The organism is Brachybacterium sp. SW0106-09 (genome assembly GCF_001293905.1).
Lineage (GTDB): Bacteria > Actinomycetota > Actinomycetes > Actinomycetales > Dermabacteraceae > Brachybacterium > Brachybacterium conglomeratum.
Genome location: NZ_BCAK01000055.1, coordinates 12,445 through 29,302 on the forward strand (window position 1 = coordinate 12,445; position 16,858 = coordinate 29,302).

16 protein-coding genes are annotated in these 16,858 nt (G+C 72.2%); 7 read left to right on the plus strand and 9 right to left on the minus strand.

Annotated elements, in window-relative coordinates; genetic code table 11:
* Positions 1-8: 8 nt before the first annotated feature.
* The 6 genes from Y09_RS14515 to Y09_RS14540 all read right to left on the minus strand — a co-directional run bounded on the left by Y09_RS14515 (position 9) and on the right by Y09_RS14540 (position 5,083).
* Entirely contained in the window at positions 9-857 is an 849-nt protein-coding gene (locus Y09_RS14515) for a sulfite exporter TauE/SafE family protein (protein WP_053918478.1), read from the minus strand.
* Positions 858-909: 52 nt separating this feature from the next.
* A complete protein-coding gene (locus Y09_RS14520; protein WP_053918480.1) occupies positions 910-2,199 on the minus strand; it encodes a globin domain-containing protein in 1,290 nt (429 codons plus the stop codon).
* A 151-nt stretch (positions 2,200-2,350) separates the two neighbouring features.
* Positions 2,351-2,731 (minus strand): DUF488 domain-containing protein, encoded by a 381-nt coding sequence (locus Y09_RS14525; protein WP_053918482.1) that lies wholly within the window; start codon positions 2,729-2,731, stop codon positions 2,351-2,353.
* A 137-nt stretch (positions 2,732-2,868) separates the two neighbouring features.
* Positions 2,869-3,366 (minus strand): thiol peroxidase, encoded by a 498-nt coding sequence (gene tpx, locus Y09_RS14530; RefSeq protein ID WP_053918484.1) that lies wholly within the window; start codon positions 3,364-3,366, stop codon positions 2,869-2,871.
* 60 nt (positions 3,367-3,426) lie between these two features.
* Positions 3,427-4,335 (minus strand): PPK2 family polyphosphate kinase, encoded by a 909-nt coding sequence (locus Y09_RS14535; RefSeq protein ID WP_053918486.1) that lies wholly within the window; start codon positions 4,333-4,335, stop codon positions 3,427-3,429.
* A gap of 55 nt (positions 4,336-4,390) precedes the next feature.
* Complete coding sequence (locus tag Y09_RS14540) at positions 4,391-5,083, minus strand: PepSY domain-containing protein (RefSeq protein WP_053918489.1); 693 nt, start codon at positions 5,081-5,083, stop codon at positions 4,391-4,393.
* Positions 5,084-5,703: 620 nt separating this feature from the next.
* Between Y09_RS14540 and Y09_RS14545 the strand changes: the two genes are divergently transcribed.
* The 3 genes from Y09_RS14545 (at position 5,704) to Y09_RS14555 (ending at position 9,783) form a co-directional block, all read left to right on the plus strand.
* A complete protein-coding gene (locus tag Y09_RS14545; RefSeq protein WP_053918492.1) occupies positions 5,704-6,576 on the plus strand; it encodes a DUF2382 domain-containing protein in 873 nt (290 codons plus the stop codon).
* A gap of 191 nt (positions 6,577-6,767) precedes the next feature.
* A complete protein-coding gene (locus tag Y09_RS14550; protein WP_053918494.1) occupies positions 6,768-9,236 on the plus strand; it encodes a phosphoketolase in 2,469 nt (822 codons plus the stop codon).
* Positions 9,237-9,453: 217 nt separating this feature from the next.
* Positions 9,454-9,783 (plus strand): acylphosphatase, encoded by a 330-nt coding sequence (locus Y09_RS14555; protein ID WP_053918497.1) that lies wholly within the window; start codon positions 9,454-9,456, stop codon positions 9,781-9,783.
* Here Y09_RS14555 and Y09_RS14560 read toward each other — a convergent pair.
* Positions 9,773-10,423 carry an SDR family oxidoreductase gene (locus Y09_RS14560; protein ID WP_053918498.1) on the minus strand — a complete coding sequence of 217 codons (651 nt, stop codon included), beginning with the start codon at positions 10,421-10,423 and terminating at the stop codon, positions 9,773-9,775. The genes Y09_RS14555 and Y09_RS14560 overlap by 11 nt on opposite strands.
* Positions 10,424-10,650: 227 nt before the next feature.
* Here Y09_RS14560 and Y09_RS14565 point away from each other — a divergent pair, with 227 nt between their 5' ends.
* Positions 10,651-11,715, plus strand: a complete 1,065-nt coding sequence (locus Y09_RS14565) for a DUF808 domain-containing protein (RefSeq protein WP_053918499.1) — start codon at positions 10,651-10,653, stop codon at positions 11,713-11,715.
* Between the two features lie 161 nt (positions 11,716-11,876).
* Positions 11,877-12,008: a hypothetical protein gene (locus tag Y09_RS18150; protein WP_255351703.1), complete on the plus strand. Its 132-nt coding sequence runs from the start codon at positions 11,877-11,879 to the stop codon at positions 12,006-12,008.
* 91 nt (positions 12,009-12,099) lie between these two features.
* On the opposite strand, the gene Y09_RS14570 is transcribed toward Y09_RS18150, so the two are convergent.
* Together Y09_RS14570 and Y09_RS14575 are read right to left on the minus strand one after the other, a co-directional pair.
* On the minus strand, positions 12,100-12,612 hold the full coding sequence (locus Y09_RS14570) for a phosphoribosyltransferase (protein ID WP_053918501.1): 513 nt from the start codon (positions 12,610-12,612) through the stop codon (positions 12,100-12,102).
* A 167-nt stretch (positions 12,613-12,779) separates the two neighbouring features.
* The gene (locus tag Y09_RS14575) at positions 12,780-14,939 is read right to left on the minus strand and encodes a BCCT family transporter (protein ID WP_053918502.1); all 2,160 of its coding nucleotides are present in this window, start codon (positions 14,937-14,939) and stop codon (positions 12,780-12,782) included.
* A gap of 177 nt (positions 14,940-15,116) precedes the next feature.
* On the opposite strand from Y09_RS14575, the gene Y09_RS14580 reads away from it, so the two are divergent.
* Together Y09_RS14580 and Y09_RS14585 are read left to right on the plus strand one after the other, a co-directional pair.
* Positions 15,117-15,878 carry a DeoR/GlpR family DNA-binding transcription regulator gene (locus Y09_RS14580; RefSeq protein WP_010550176.1) on the plus strand — a complete coding sequence of 254 codons (762 nt, stop codon included), beginning with the start codon at positions 15,117-15,119 and terminating at the stop codon, positions 15,876-15,878.
* Positions 15,875-16,831, plus strand: coding sequence for a 1-phosphofructokinase family hexose kinase (locus Y09_RS14585; RefSeq protein WP_053918504.1), 957 nt, complete (start codon positions 15,875-15,877; stop codon positions 16,829-16,831). The genes Y09_RS14580 and Y09_RS14585 overlap by 4 nt, the downstream gene beginning before the upstream one ends.
* Positions 16,832-16,858: the final 27 nt, after the last annotated feature.

Below are 16,858 nucleotides of genomic sequence, written 5' to 3' on the forward strand. Positions count from 1 at the left end.
CCGGAGGCTCAGAGCACCTCGCGCAGCAGCGCCGCCAGCGCGACCACCACGATCACGCCGCGCAGCGCCCACTCGGGCAGGCGCTTGGCCAGGTGCGCACCGAAGAAGCCGCCCAGCAGCGAGCCCACCGCGATCGCGGCGCTCGCGGCCCACACCACCTGCGCGTCGACCACGAAGAAGGCGATCACGTAGATCAGCGCCGCGGCGAGGTTCACGCACAGGCTCAGCAGGTTCTTGACGCTGTTGACCGAGCCCATCGGACGCCCGGTGAAGACGCCGAGGATCCCCAGGTACAGCACCCCCTGCGCGGCGGTGAAGTAGCCACCGTAGACGGAGGCCGCACCGATCGAGCCGACCAGCGCCGGGGAGCGCAGCGGGCTGCGCTCGGAGCCGTCCGCCGACGCGCCCGCATCGGTCGCCCCCTCGGCCCCCGCCCCGTCGGCCGCGGCGCGGTGCTCGGCCCGCTTCTCCGAGCGGGAGCGCAGCGCGGTGGTCAGCGGCTTCTGCAGGACGACGAGGGCGAGGGCGACGACGATCAGCACGGGCACGACCACGTCGAGCGCCTCGGCAGGGGAGGTCAGCAGCAGCAGCGCGCCCGCGCTCGCGCCGAGCAGAGCGGTGAGCACCAGCGGCGTGAGATGGCGTCGCTCCTCGGAGATCTCGCGGCGATAGCCGAGCACGGAGCCGACGGTGGAGAAGAACATCCCCACCGTGTTCGTGCGGACCGCGACGCCGGGCGGGAGGCCCAGCGCCATCAGCACCGGGAGGGTGAGGAGGGAGCCGGATCCCACCGCCGCGTTGATGGCGCCGGCGACCACGCCCATGACGAGCAGGACGAGAAGGGAGAGGGGTTCCACGAGGGACGACCCTAGTCCTCCTCCGCCGTCCGCGACGGGCGGTCCACGTTGCTCAGGCGCCCGGGAGCAGCCAGTCGTTCGGGGAGAACAGCTCCACGTGCATCCGCTCCTCCTCCGCCCCGGCCGCGAGCAGCTGCGCGCGGGCGCCGCGCAGGAAGCCGCTGCCGCCGCACAGGTAGATCTCCGCGCCCCCGGGCAGGTGCTCGTCCGTGATCGTCATCCGGCCCGCATGCGCCGAGAGGCGGGGGTCCGTCCGGCCCGCGAGGGGGTCCTCGCCGAGCTCGCCGGAGAACCACAGCCGGGCGCGGGAGCCGCTGTGCTCGGGCAGGGAGGCGACGGTGTCCAGCAGCTCGGGCAGGTGCGCGGCGTCGGCCGCGTCGCCGTCGGCGTGCAGCACGACCACCTCGCGCTCGCTGTCGACCGCGGCGAGTTGGCGCAGCATCCCCAGCATCGGGGTGATCCCGATGCCCGCCGAGACCAGCACGAGGGGCGAGGTCGCCTGCGCGTCCAGGACCAGGTCGCCGGCGGGGAGGGTCACCTGCAGCTCGTCCCCCTCGTGGAGGGTGCGGTGGAGGTGCGAGGAGACCTCGCCGGCCGGGTCCCCGTCCTCGCGCCGCACCGAGATCCGCCAGCGTCCCCGGCCGGGGGCGTCGGAGAGCGAGTACTGGCGCAGCTGCCTCGCCCCGTCGGCCAGGCGCACGCCGACGCTGATGTACTGGCCGGGCAGGAAGTCGGCGAGCGGCTCGTCCCCCTCGGGGGCGGCCAGCTCGAAGCTCGCCACGCTCGAGCTCTCCTCGATCCGGCGGATGACGCGGGCGGTGCGGAACACGTCGCCCGGGGTCACCTGCGCCTCGGCGTACAGGCCGTTCTCGAAGGCGATGAGCGTGCGGGCCATGTGCCAGTAGACGGCGTCCCACGCGGCGGCCACGTCCCCGGTGATCACGTCGGCGCCGAGGACCTCGACGATCGCGGCCATCAGGTGCTCGTGGACGATCTCGTACTGGTCCTCGGTGATGCCGAGGGAGACGTGCTTGTGCCCGATCCGGGACAGCAGCGCGGCGGGGCTCGGCCCGTCCGGGGCGACCAGCAGGGTCGCATAGGTCGCGACGGAGGCGGCGAGCGCTTTCTGCTGGGCGCCCTGGGCCTGGTTGCCGCGGTTGAAGGTGTCGCGCAGCAGCTCGGGGTGCGCGGCGAACATCCGCCCGTAGAACACCGGGGCGATCTCCTCGACGTGCTCCCCGACGAGCGGGAGGGTGTCCCGCACGATCTGCTCGTGAGCAGGCTCGAGGCGCTCCTCGATGTCGAGCTGCGGGTGGAGGATCGAGGCGGTCGCCACGGACATGGCAGGTCCTTCCTGGACGGGGACGGGGCTGTCGGCCGTCTGCCGTCGACGGCCTGCTCGTCCACGTTAGCGGCGCGTTGACAGGAAGCGCCCGGACCTTCGTCCCCGTCGACGGCGGCGGGTTCAGCCGACGGGGACGGGACCATCGACCTCAGCCGGCGAGCTCCTGCAGCACCTCCTGCAGCACCTGGGCGTGGTTGTGCTCGACGTCCTTCGCGGCGAACAGCAGCACGAGGGTGCCCGCCCCGTCCTCCTCCGCCCGGTCCAGCAGCGCCTGGGCGGCCTCGCCCTCCTCCAGCTCGCGGCGATAGCGGGCGGAGAACTCCTCGAAGTCGAGCTCCCCGCCGTGGAAGGCCTTGCGGAGCTCGGAGCTCGGGGCGACGTCCTTGTCCCACTCGTCGTGGACGAGGCGCTCCTTCTTCACCCCGCGCGGCCACAGCCGGTCCACCAGGACGCGGCGCTCGCCGTCGGCGGGGCCGTCGTCGTCCAGCAGGTCGTGGACGCGCTCGAGGGAGATCGTGAGGGCGGACATGGCGGGCTCCTTCCGTCAGGCGGCCCCCGGGATCGATGGGGCGGCCGGTGCGCAGGGGCCGGGGTGCGCGGGGCCGGGGAGCACAGGACCCGGCGCGCGACGAGGAGTCGCGGCCGGGTCCGGCGGGGCGGGCGGTCTCAGGCGAGCACGGTCGCGGCGGCGTCGTAGTCGGGCTCCTCGGAGACCTCGGCGACCTGCTCGGTGTACAGGACCGTGCCGTCGGCGTCGGCGACGACGACCGCGCGCGAGAGCAGACCCGCGAGCGGGCCGTCGTCCATGGTCACGCCGAAGTCCTCGCCGAAGCTGGAGCGGAAGGCGGAGCCGGTGACGACGTTCTCGATGCCCTCGGCGCCGCAGAAGCGTGCCTGCGCGAAGGGCAGGTCCTTCGAGACGCAGACGACGACGGTGTTCTCGAAGCCGGCGGCGAGCTCGTTGAACTTCCGCACGGACATGGCACAGGTGCCGGTGTCCAGGGACGGGAAGATGTTCAGCACGACGCGCTTGCCGGCGAGGTCCGCGCCGGAGACGGCGCCGAGGTCCTGTCCCACGAGCTCGAAGGCCGGCAGGGTCGAGCCCTTCGCGGGCAGCTCGCCGACGGTGGTGACGGGGTCGTTCTTGAAGGTGATGGAAGCCATGCCTCCATCATCGGCCTGGGAGCGCGCGGACACAAGCCGAGGTCACGGGCCCGGACGCGCTCAGTCCGAGGCGTCCTGCCCCATCGTGCCGCGCAGGCGGTCGATCTCCGCGAGGACGTCGAAGTCCGCGGTCGGCCACTGCGGGTCGATGTCCGTCAGCGCGTCGATCAGCAGCTGCTGAACGGCGATCCGCGCGTACCACTTGCGGTCGGCGGGGATCACGTGCCAGGGCGCACCGACGGTGGAGGTGGCGCGCAGCGCCTTGGTGTACGCGTCCATGTAGTCGTCCCAGTGCTGGCGCTCGTCGACGTCGCCGGGGTTGTACTTCCAGTGCTTGTCCGGGCGCTCGAGCCGCTCCATCAGCCTCGATCCCTGCTCCTCGTAGGAGACGTGGAGCATGACCTTCACGACCGTGGTGCCGGCCGCGGCGAGCTCCCGCTCGAAGGCGTTGATCGCCGTGTACCGCGAGCGGATCTCCTTCGAGTCCGCCCAGCCGTGGACGCGGTGGATCAGCACGTCCTCGTAGTGGGAGCGGTCGAAGACGCCGATCGTGCCCGGGGCGGGGGCGTGGGGGCGGATCCGCCAGAGGAAGTCGTGCTTCCTCTCCTCGTCGGTCGGGGCCTTGAACGCGGTGATCTCCACGCCCTGCGGGTCCACGCTGCCCACGACGTGGCGCATGATCCCGCCCTTGCCGGAGGTGTCCATCCCCTGCACGATCAGCAGCACCGAGCGGCCCTCGCCGCCTCCGTGGTGGGCGGCGTAGAGACGCTCCTGGAGCTCGTCGAGCTCGGCATCCCGGGCCAGGAGGAACTCCTTGCCCTCGACCTTCTTGCCGGAGAAGCCGGGGGTGGCGCGCGGGTCGAGGTCATGCACGTCGCCCTTCCAGTCGTTCGCGATCCGGAACCCGCGGGGCGCCTTCTCCGCGGGTCCGTCGGCCTTCTTCTTCGAGGACTTCTTCGAGTTCGCCATAGGCAGGAGGGTAACGGGCAGGGCGCGCCGCGGGGAGCCGTTCGACGGCGGGTCGTCAGTCGTCGACGCGGACCTCGCCCGTCTCGACGTCCACCTCGACCTCCACGTCGTCGCCGCCGCTGCGGTCGATGTCGATCGTGTAGTGGATGCGGCCGTCGTCGGAGGAGAGGTCCCAGCCGGAGACCCGGCCCTGCTCCTGCCCGAGCGCGATCTCGATCGCCTCGGCGTAGGGCATCGGGGAGGTCACGTCGACGGCCGGGTCCTGGTCGTCGTCATCGTCCTGGTCATGCTCGGTGACCTCGCCGCTGGTCGCGTCGATGTCGAGGTCGTGCTGGCGGCCGCCGTCGACGATCTCGAGCTCCCACTCCCACACGTCGTCGTCGTGGTCGATCTCGATCTGCACCAGCTCGCCGCCGCCGGCCGCGCCGAGGCCGATCTCGACGGCCTTCTCCGCGGTGATCGGCAGCTGCTCGGTGGCGAGGTCGGCGTCCTCGGGCAGCGCCGCGGCGCCGGCCCCCGGGGCCTCTCCCCCGTCGGCGCCCGTCGCGCCGTCGTCGGAGGCGCCGTCGTCGCTCGCGCCGTCGGAGGCGGCGCTCCCGCTCTCCTCCTCGGAGGCGCCGGGGCCCTCGACGGCGGACGCCTCGTCGCTGCCGGAGTCGCCGCCGCAACCGGCTGCGAGGCCGATCACGAGCACGCCGAGGGCGGCGGCGCGAGCAGTGCTGCGGGAACGCGTGGTCGTGGACGTCATGGGGACCTCAGCTTTCTCCATGGGCGCACCGCGGGTCGCTGCGGCGGCCCCTGGACGATCGGGCTCCTTCAGATTAGGCCGGGCCCTGCCGGTCCGCGTCGGCCTGAGAACACTCTCATCGTGCTCTCATCCCGGCGCCGCTCTCCGTGAGCGACGCAGCGGCACCGGAGGACGACGGACCGGGAGACCGGAGCGGCTCCGCGACCGCGACCGACCGACCGTGCGGTCCCTGCAGATCCGGCGCGGCGGCGACGGCCGTCGCCGCACCCCTGCGCCGGCACGTCGGCCACGCCCGCAACCGCTTGCCGACCGTCTGCGCACGAGCCGGAAGATCACGGTCAGGTCACGACGATCGGTTCCGTGACCAGTACTTCCCTCCGTCGATCCGAGGATCCCCGCGATGAGGGGACTGTCGTCTCCGGGCCGGACCGCTCGGTGCCGCCGCGCACGGTCCCGGGACATCGCCGGGAGTCCGTCGCCCCGCGCCGGCCATCGCCCGATCCGGCCGAGGTGCACTAGCGTCGAGCACAGCCCCGGCACAGGACGCACGCCGTCCCTCGGACGTCTCCGGCCCTGTCCGGGCAGCAGGAATCTTGAACGTTGGCACGAAGGAGGATCTGATGACTTTCCGAGGCACCATCGAGGAACTGCAGAACGCCGTGGTCCTGGACCGGAACGGCGACAAGGTGGGAAAGGTCGGCCAGGTGTACCTGGACAACGACACCCAGCAGCCGTCATGGGTGACGGTGAACACCGGCTTCTTCGGGACGAACGAGAGCTTCATCCCGCTCGACCAGGCGCACTACGCGGACGGGACCATCACGGTCCCCCACGAGAAGTCCTTCATCAAGGACGCCCCGAACCTCGAGGAGCACGGCGAGCTGGCTCGCGAGCAGGAGGGCGAGCTGTACCGCTACTACGGGCTGGACGGCGCTGCGGGAGCGACCGGTGGCGAGACCGACCGGGCCGCGCGCGGCACCGCCGGGCCCGGACCGGACGCCACCGACCGTCGCGACGCGGACGCCCGCGCTGCGGCGGGCCCCGGCCCCGTCAACGGTCCTGGCCCGAGCGATCGCACCGCGCGCAACGGCGGTGATGAGGGCGGCGACGTCACGCTCCACGAGGAGCAGGCGCACGTCGGCACCGAGCGGGTGCAGACCGGCAAGGCGCGCCTGCGCAAGCACGTCGTGACCGACACCGAGCGCGTCGAGGTCCCGGTGCAGCGTGAGGAGGTCGTCCTCGAGCGCGAGCCCGCCGACGGCCGCTCCGGCGGCACCCTCTCGGAGGAGGAGGTCGAGGTCACCCTCACCGAGGAGCGTCCGGTCGTGGAGAAGGAGACCGTCGCCACGGAGAACGTGCGCCTGGGCAAGCGGTCCGTGCAGGACGAGGAGACGGTCCAGACCGACGTCTCCCGGGAGGAGATCGAGGTCGACGGCGCGGACGGCCGTCGTGATCCGCGCACGGATGACGAGAACCGCGGGCGGGGCCTCTGAGGCTCCGGACGACCCCGTGACCGCGGCATGAGCGACGGGCGCGCCACCCTCGGGGTGTCGCGCCCGTCGCCGTCGTCGCAGGGCCCGCAGCGGCAGGACCTCCGACCTTCCCCCGCCGAGGAGAAGGGCATACCGTCGAGGTGCTGGCGCGATCAGCCGACATCACTGCACGCCGGACCTGAGGAGATCTCGTGACCGTCATCCCGACCTGGCCGAACCGACCGTCCACCGCACCCGGCACGGAGGAGCTCGCCGCTCTGCACGCCTGGTGGCGCGCCGCGAACTACCTCTCCGTCGGCCAGATCTATCTCAAGGACAACCCGCTGCTGCGCAAGCCCCTGCAGCGCGAGCACGTCAAGCCGCGACTGCTCGGGCACTGGGGCACCACCCCGGGCCTGACCTTCCTCTACGCCCACGCGAACCGGGCCATCGTCCAGCGCGGGCTGAACGCCATGTACATCACCGGTCCCGGGCACGGCGGCCCCGGCCTGGTCGCCGCGTCCTATCTCGAGGGCACCTACTCCGAGGTGTACCACGCGGTCGGCGAGGACGAGGAGGGGATGAAGCGCCTGTTCACGCAGTTCTCCTTCCCCGGCGGGATCCCCTCGCACGTCGCCCCGGAGACGCCCGGCTCGATCCACGAGGGCGGGGAGCTCGGCTACGCCCTCTCCCACGCCTACGGCGCCATGTTCGACAGCCCCGACCAGATCGCATTCACCGTGGTCGGCGACGGCGAGGCGGAGACCGGGCCGCTGGCCACCTCCTGGCACTCCAACAAGTTCCTCAATCCCCAGCAGGACGGGGTGGTGCTGCCGATCCTGCACCTGAACGGGTACAAGATCGCGAACCCGACGGTCCTGGCCCGCATCGGGGACGACGAGCTCGAGGCGCTGATGCGCGGCTACGGACACGAGCCGCTCCTCTTCACCGGCGGCTTCGACGACGAGGACCCGCTCGAGACCCACCGCCGCTTCGCCGAGGTGCTCGATACGGCCCTCGACAGGATCGCGGAGATCAAGGCCCGGGCCGCGGAGGATGCCGAGGCCGGCCGCGAGACCGAGCGCCCCGCCTGGCCGATGATCGTGCTGCGCACCCCGAAGGGCTGGACCGGCCCGAAGGAGATCGACGGCCAGCAGACCGAGGGCTCCTGGCGCTCGCACCAGGTGCCGCTGGCCAGCGCCCGGGACACCGACGAGCACCTCGCCGAGCTCGACGCCTGGCTGCGCTCCTACCGCCCCGAGGAGCTCTTCGACGAGGACGGGAAGCTGGTCCCCGACGTCGCCTCCGCCGCTCCGACCGGCACGCTGCGGATGTCCGCGAACCCGTCGACCAACGGCGGCGCCGTGCTCACCCCGCTGCGCCTGCCCGACTTCCGCGACTACGCCGTGGACGTGCCCGCGCCCGGCGGCTCCGTCTCCGAGGCGACGCGGGTGCTCGGCACCTGGCTGCGGGACGTGGTGCGCGAGAACCCCTCGACCTTCCGCATCTTCGGGCCCGACGAGACCGCCTCGAACCGGCTCCAGGCCGTCTACGAGGCCACTGACAAGCAGTGGAACGCGGAGCTCGAGGAGCACGACCGCTCCGAGCACCTCGCCCGGGCCGGCCGCGTCATGGAGATGCTCTCGGAGCACCAGTGCCAGGGCTGGCTCGAGGGCTACCTGCTCACCGGCCGGCACGGCATCTTCTCCTCCTACGAGGCATTCGTCCACATCGTCGACTCGATGGTCAACCAGCACGCGAAGTGGCTGAAGGTGACGAACGAGCTCGAGTGGCGCCGACCGATCGCCTCGCTGAACTACCTGCTGAGCTCGCACGTGTGGCGCCAGGACCACAACGGCTTCTCCCACCAGGACCCCGGGTTCATCGACCACATGGTCAACAAGAAGGCCGAGATCGTGCGGGTCTACCTGCCGCCGGACGCGAACACGCTGCTGTCCACCTACGACCACTGCCTGCGCTCGAAACAGTACGTCAACGTGGTCGTGGCAGGGAAGCAGCCGAACCCGAACTGGCTGTCGATGGACGAGGCGGTCGAGCACTGCGCGCGGGGACTCGGCATCTGGGACTGGGCTGGGACCGAGCAGCTCGGCGAGGAGCCGGAGGTGGTGCTCGCCGCAGCCGGCGACATCCCCACCATCGAGGTGCTCGCCGCGGCGAAGATCCTCCGTGAGGAGATCCCCGACCTGCGGGTCCGGGTGGTCAACGTGGTGGACCTGATGCGGCTGCAGGACGGGTCCGAGCACCCGCACGGGCTCTCGCAGAAGGACTTCGACGGGTACTTCGGGGAGGACGTCCCGGTGGTGTTCGCCTATCACGGCTATCCATGGCTGATCCACCGCCTCGCCTACCGCCACGACCGGCATTCGCGCATCCATGTGCGTGGCTACAAGGAGGAGGGCACCACCACCACGCCCTTCGACATGCTGATGCTCAACGACACGGACCGCTACCACCTGGTGATGGACGTGATCGACCGCGTCGACGGTCTGGGAACGCGATTCGCCGGACTGCGCCAGCGCATGGTCGATGCCAGGCTCCGCGCCCGGGCCCACGCCTACGAGCACGGCGAGGACGTCCCGGACATCACCGCCTGGCAGTGGGGCGACGGCGGCGATGCGGTCTCGAACGAGCTGGAGGACACCGGCGGCGACAACGAGTGACCCCGTCCCGTCCCGGCCCGCGGGCCGGGACGAGGCCCGGCACCGGTGTCGAGTCGGGCTCAGGTGCGGGGCGTTCGGGGTCGGGGACGTGGGGCGGCGCCTGAGGGCCCGCCGAGCGCGAGGCGTACCCGGCGACGGGGCGGTTCCCGGCCCGTACTCTTGTCGCAGCGGGCGTTGCGACGCACCAGCGAGGCGAGGAGAGCGGGAGGCGAGGGCGATGAGCGAGCCGGAGCAGGACCGGGATCAGGGCGCCGACGCGGACGTCGACGGCGGGGAGCGGATCCGCCGGATCGTGCGCGTGCACGGAAGCGTCCAGGGCGTCGGCTTCCGGATGGACGCCGCCAGGGAGGCGGCGCGACTCGGCGCTGCCGGGACCGTGCGCAACCTGTGGGACGGCACCGTCGAGGCGGACGTCGAAGGCACTACGGAGGTGGTCGAGGCCATGCTCGACCACCTCCGGCAGGGGCCTTCCAGCGCCCGCGTCGACGGGATCGACGTGCGCCGCGAGACGCCGCGCGGCCAGACGGGCTTCCGGATCAGCGGCTGAGGGAGGCGAAGGCCTCGCCGATCTCCTGCTCGCCGTCGTTGAAGGTCACGAACTTCCCGACGGATCCGGGCTCAGCGAGCGCAGCGACGATCGTGCGCGCGACGTTGCCGCGCGAGACCGTGCCGGACTCCGAGGCGGCGGTGTCGATGCGACCGGTCGGCTCCTCGAGGGTGAGGCCAGAGGGACCGAGGATCGTCCAGTCCAGTCCCGTGCCGCGCAGATACTCGTCGGCCCGGGCCTTCGCCTCGGCGTAGGTGTGGAAGGAGCTGTCCTCGGGAACGCCGTGGTCGAGCGAGGCGCCGAAGTAGCTGACCATCACATAGCGGGTGGCGCCGACGCGCTCGGCGGCGTCCATCGAGGCGACCGCCGCGTCGTGGTCGACCGCACGGGTGCGCTCGGGGTCCCCGCCGCCGGCGCCTGCGGTCCACACCACGGCGTCCTTCCCGCGCAGGAGCTCGTCCCAGCCCCTCTCGTCGAGGGTCTCGATGTCAGCGAGCACAGCCCTCGCGCCCGTCGCCTCGACGTCGCCTGCGTGCTCGGGGTTGCGGATCACGGAGTGCACCGTGTGACCGGCCTCGACCAGCAGCGGGGCCGCGAGCAGCGCGACCTTCCCATGTCCTCCGATGAGTGCGATATCCATGCCCTCCACTCTGTCACCGGCGCGGCGGCGCGTCGAGGGGAGGTCGCGGATGTTCGCCGTGAGGGGAAGACAGGACGATCTCGTGCCGAGAAGCTGACCGGAGCCGAGCCGTGGGCTTGACCGGACCCGTGGCCTGATCATGGTCCCTGCGGAGCGATCCACAGCTCCTTCACCGTTATCCTGAGCCCGGTCGCATCCGCGGCCGTCTCCTCGGAAGAAGGACTCCCATGGCCGGTGGACTCGCCGCCCTGCTCGACGACGTCGCCGCGCTCGCGCGCCTCGCGGCGGCCAGCGCGGACGATGTCGCCGCGGCCTCCGCCAAGGCAAGCTCCAAGGCGATCGGCGTCGTGATCGACGACGCCGCGGTGACGCCGCAGTACGTCCAGGGGATCAAGCCCAACCGGGAGCTGCCGATCATCTGGCGGATCACCAAGGGCTCGCTGCGCAACAAGCTCGTCTTCATCCTGCCGGTCCTGCTGCTGCTGAGCGTGTTCGCGCCCTGGCTGCTCACACCGATCCTCATGCTCGGCGGCCTGTACCTCAGCTTCGAGGGCGCCGAGAAGGTCTGGGAGCTGGTGCGCGGAAAGCCCAAGGAGGCGCCTGCGAGCACCAAGGGCGCCGGGGCGGAGGACAAACTCGTCTCGGGCGCCGTGCGCACCGACCTGATCCTCTCGGCCGAGATCATGGTGATCTCGATGAACTCGGTGGACACCGACAACCTGTGGATGCGCGCCGCGGTGCTCGTGGTGATCGCGCTCGGCATCACCGCGCTGGTCTACGGCGCCGTGGGCCTGCTGGTGAAGATGGACGACATCGGCCTGGCGATGTCCATGGACGAGGACACCTCCGAGGGGAAGAAGCGCTTCGGCCGCGGCCTGGTCGGCGCGATGCCGCGAGTCATGGACGTGATCAGCTACATCGGCATGATCGCGATGCTGTGGGTGGGCGGCCACATCCTGCTGGTCGGCACCCATGAGCTCGGGCTCGCCCAGCCCTACGGCCTGGTGCACCACCTCGAGGGCCTGGTCGCGGGGGTCGCCGGCGTCGGCGCGCTGCTCGCCTGGCTGGTCAACACCTTCTTCTCCTTCGTGTTCGGCCTGCTCATCGGCGGGATCGTCGCCGTGATCGTGCACTTCCTGCCCTTCGGCCACCACGGCGGCGGCGAGGGGCACGGCGAGGGCGAGGAGCACGCCACGGCCGACGGACGCGGCACCGCCGACGCGCACGATGCAGGAGCCGGCAGCGATCAGGAGCCCGCCGGCGACTCGACGGAGCCGCCGGCCGCCCGCTGAGTCCGTGCCCGGCGAGGCGCCCGAGCAGCCGACGGTCGTCTCGGCCCGCTCCGCCGCCGACGGCGTGCAGGCGCGATGGCACCTCCATCGCGCTGTGGCACCTGCCCGACGAGGAGATCGGGGAGGCGCAGCTCGCCGACGGACGCCGCCTCGTCGCCGTGGTGCGGGCCGAGCGCGCCGCGGGCGAGATCGTGCACGAGGGCGCCGACGGGAGCGGGTTCTACGCCGTGACGGCCTATGACCGCACCTGGCAGCAGCGCGAGCCGTCGGCGTCGGTGTCCGTCCGCCGCTGAGCCCGCTCCGACTCCGCTCCGTCGCGGGCGCGCCCGCGACGGGACCAGGTCACCCAAGGAGCAGGTCGCGGGGGGACCTGGTCGCGGCGGGTCAGCCCACCGACGGGGTGACGGGCGGCTCGGCCGACCAGGGGAAGACGATCCACTCGTCGGTGCGGCGCCAGACGAAGTCCGGGTCCACGACCGAACGGGGCTTGCCGTAGATGACGGCGCTGCGGGCGTCGGCGCCCATCTCGCGCATCAGGTCGAGCACGAGCGCGAGGGTGCGGCCGGAGTCGGCGACGTCGTCGACGACCAGCAGGCGCTTGCCCTTGATCGACTCGGTGTCGAGCATGGGGGCGAGCAGCACCGGATCGGGAAGGGTCTCGTGCACGTCGGTGTAGAACTCGACGTTGATCGCGTCGGAGAGCTTCACGCCGAGCGCGTAGGAGAGCGCCCCGGCCGGGAGCAGACCGCCACGGGCCACGGCGATGATGATCTCCGGCTCGAAGTCGGAGTCGGCGATCGTCTGGGCCAGCTCGCGCGAGGCGGTGCCGAACAGCTCCCAGGTCAGCACCTCCTTCTCTACGAGGTCGGAGGAATCGGCGTGGTAGGCCTGGGTCATCGGGTCACAGCTCCTGTGGATGGGCGGCGCGGAGTGCTCCGATGGTAGCGGCCCGCCCGCCCCGCGCCTCCCTCGCGGCGGCGCGGGGATGGCCGATGCCTCAGTCCCGCCCCGCGCACCGGGCGCGCCCCGCGCCGCGGGCCCCACGCTGCCGACGGTCCGGCGCCTCAGGCCCGCCCGGCGCCTCCGCCCGGTCGCCGTGCGGGCCCGTCGCCGTCCTCGGGAGCCTCCTCCAGCGAGCTCTCCGCGGAGTCGTCCCCCTCGGCATCGTCCGCCCCGGGATCCGCGGCGTCGTCCGCCCCGGGGCCCGCGCCCTCGTCCTCGTCGGGCAGCGGGTTCCCGTCGGCGTCGAGGTAGACGCCCCGCTCGTAGTCGTAGTCGATCGGGTTGCCGTCCTCGTCGGTGCGCGCGTACCACTCGGTGACCTCGGGCGCGGTGGAGTCGAACTCGCCGCCGGTGGCGTACTCGCTGTCCGGGGCGGTCGGCTCGATCGCGAGGGCGAAATGATCGCCGTACTCCGCCACGCCCGCCTTGACCGCGTTCTCGACCGCGGCCTCCTGGTAGTGCTCACGGATGGCCATGGGGTCGTTGCGCAGCTCCTTGACCAGCGCGACCGCCATCAGCACCAGCACCACGGCGAAGGGCAGGGCCGAGACGACGATGAGGTTCTGCAGGCCCTGCAGGGCGTTCTGCCCGCCGAACAGCAGGATCACCACGGCGATGCCCGCCATGCACAGCGCCCAGAACGCGGTGATGAGGCGGTTCGGGGCGGGGTTGCCCTTCTGGGACAGCTGCGAGTTCACCAGCGAGGCGGAGTCGGCGGAGGTGATGAAGAAGATCGCGAGCATCACGATCACCACGGCGGAGATGATGCCGGCGCCGGGCAGCTGGTCCACGACCGCGAAGAAGATCTCCTCCGGGGCGGGGAGCGACTCGATCGTCCCGTCGGGCGCGATCGCACGATCGGGGTCGGCGATGCCGACAGTGTTCCCGGCGGCGTCGAGCTCGCTGGCACGGCGCTGCAGCCAGATCGCGGTGCCGCCGAGGACGGCGAAGGCGAGCACGATGATCGAGGAGGGGATCAGCAGCACGCCGAGCACGAACTGTCGGATGGTGCGGCCGCGGGAGATCTTCGCGGTGAACACGCCCACGAAGGGCGCCCAACTCACCCACCAGGCCCAGTAGAAGGTGGTCCAGCTCGAGAGGAAGGTCTGCATGTCCTCGCCCTCGGACATGTTCGCCCCGAGCATGTCGGGCAGAGTGCCGAAGTACTCGGTGATCGCGCCGGGGATGATGTTCATGAGGAACACGGTGGGGCCGACGACGAAGATGAACACGGCCAGCACGAGAGCGAGCGCCATGTTGATGTTCGAGAGCCAGCGGATGCCGCGGGCGACCCCGGAGACCGCCGAGGCGATCGTGCCGAGGGTCAGCACGCCGATGATCACCATGGCGAGCGCCGTGCCCGTGGGCGGCAGCCCGCCGACGATCTCCACGCCCCGGGCGATCTGGAGGGCGCCGATGCCGAGGGAGGCGGCGGTACCGAAGAGGGTCGCGATGATCGCGAGCGCGTCGATGACGCGGCTGGCGGGCGAGGAGGAGTCCCCGCCCCAGAGTCCGGCGACGATCGCGCTCATCAGCGGCACCCGTCCGCGGCGGAAGGAGATGTAGGCCACCGCGAGGCCGACGATCGCGTAGATCGCCCAGGCGTTGATCCCCCAGTGCAGCGCGGACTGCGCGATCGCGCCCTTCATCGCGGCGATCGAGCCGGCGTCGTAGGGGGCGCCGGGGCGCGGGGAGAGGTAGTAGGTCAGCGGCTCGAAGGGGCCGAAGAAGATGATGCCGATGCCGATGCCGGCACCGAAGAGCATCGCCGCCCAGGAGGCGGTGCCGTACTCGGGCTTCTCCCCGTCCAGGCCGAGCGGGATCCTGCCGTAGCGGGACAGGGCGATCACCAGCAGCAGGATCACCATGCCGATGGCGAGGACGTTGAAGACCCAGCCGAGGTTGTGCATCACCCAGGTCAGCGCCGCGCCGGAGATGTCGAAGACCTGCTGCGGGGCGAGCACGCCCCAGGCGACGAAGCCGATGATCACGGCGCCCACCACGCCGACGATGACCTTGTCGATCCCGTAGCGGACCTTCTGGTCCTCCACGGAGACGCCCGGCACCAGCGCCGGATGGATGCTGTGGGGGTAGTTCACCTCGCCGAGGAAGCGCTTGGCCTGGTCGCGCCTGGTGAAGAGGCGCACCCGGCGCTCGGCGGCGTACTCGTCCGCGGCCTTCGCGGTCTGGCTCGCGCGCGGCGTCTGGTCCGGCGGGGTCATCGTTCCTCCTGGGCATGGACGGCGCCCCCACTCTAGGGCGCGGACCCCGGAGACCCGCCCTGCGCCACTGGGCCACAGGTTCCCAACTGATCCCACTGTTGTTTTCTGTGGTTCTCGGGTACTCTGCTCTCACACCACGGCGCACGCGCCGCCCGCCCTCCGACGAAGCAGGTGCCCATGTACGCCCGTGAACGCCAGCGCCGCATTCTCGAACTGCTCGAGGGCCGCGGGCGCGTGACCGTCACCGCTCTCTCCGCCGAGTTCGCGGTCACCACCGAGACGGTGCGCCGCGACCTCGACCAGCTCGCGGGAGAGCGCCGGCTCGTGCGGGTCCACGGCGGCGCCGTGCCGCCCAGCACCACGGAGGTCGAGCCCGATCTCGACGCGCGCCGCATCACGAACGTCGAGGCCAAGCGCCGCATCGCCCGTGTCGCGGCGCGTCTGCTGCCCGAGGACCCCCGCGCCGCGGTGATGCTCGACGCCGGCAGCACCGTCGGCGAGCTGGTCGCCCACCTCAGCGGCCGCCGCGGCCCCGTCATCACCCACGCCCCGGCGATCGCGCAGGGCGCGCTGGCCCACACCGACCTCGAGGTGCACGTGCTGCCCGGGCGGGTGCGGCCCACCACCCAGGCCGCGGTCGGCGCGGCGACCGTCGAGGCGGTCCGCGCCCTGCACCCCGGGCTCGTCGTGCTCGGCTGCAACGGCCTGGACGGCACCGGCTTCACCACCCCGGACCCCGACGAGGCGGCGGTGAAGGCGGCGATGGTCCGCGGCGCGGCGCGACGGGTGATGCTCGCGGACTCCTCGAAGGCCGGCGCCCGCCACCTGGTCACCTTCGCGACCACGGAGGAGATCGACACCCTCGTGACCGACGAGGACCTGCCCGCCGAGCTCGCCGCAGAGCTCGAGGACGCCGGGATCGAGGTGCTGAGGGCATGATCCTCACCTTCACCGCGAACCCGTCCCTGGACCGGACGGTCGAGCTGCCCGGCCCGCTCACCCCCGGCGGGGTGCATCGCCTCGGCGCCGACCGCACCCAGCCCGGCGGCAAGGGCATCAACGTCGCCCTCGGCGTGCACCGCGCGGGGCTGCCGGTCACCGCCGTGCTCCCCGCCGGGCCCACGGACCCGCTGCTCGCGCTGCTCGAGGCCGAGGGCCTCCCCCATCGCCCGAGCCCGGTCGCGGGCCGGGTGCGCACGAACCTCACCGTGCTCTCCGCCCCGCGGGTGACCACCAAGCTCAACGAGCCCGGTGCCGAGCTCACCGCCGCGGAGATCCAGGACCTCGAGCGGCTGCTCCTGGAGAGCACCTCCCCCGGGGACAGCGTCATGCTCTCGGGCTCGCTCGCCCCCGGCCTGCCGATCGACGAGTACGTGCGCCTGGTGGTCGCGCTGCGGGAGCGCGGCGCACGGGTGGGCGTGGACACCTCCGACGCACCGCTCGCGGCGCTCGCCGCCGCGCTGGACAGCGCCGCCCCCGACTTCCTCAAGCCCAACGCCGAGGAGCTCGGCCAGATCCTCGGCACCGACGGCGCTGCCCTCGAGGCCGAGGCCGCCGACGGGCACATCGAGCCGGTGGCCAAGGCCGCCCTGGACCTCCACCGGCGGGGCGTCGGCGCGGTGCTGGTGACCCTCGGCGGCGCCGGCGGTCTCCTCGCGGCCGAGGGCGCGGCCTGGTACAGCCCCTCTGCTCCCGTCGAGGTCGTCTCGACCGTCGGCGCCGGAGACTCCGCGACCGCCGGCTATCTCATCGCTCGTGCGCTCGAGGAGGAGCCTCCGCTGCGCCTCGCACGCTCCCTCGCCTACGGCACGGCCGCCGTGGGCCTGCCCGGCACCACCATCCCCCGTCCCGATCAGGTCCGGATCGACGCCTCCCGCGTCGTCCGCCTCTGACCCCCTGCCCCGTCCGCCCCCGCGGGC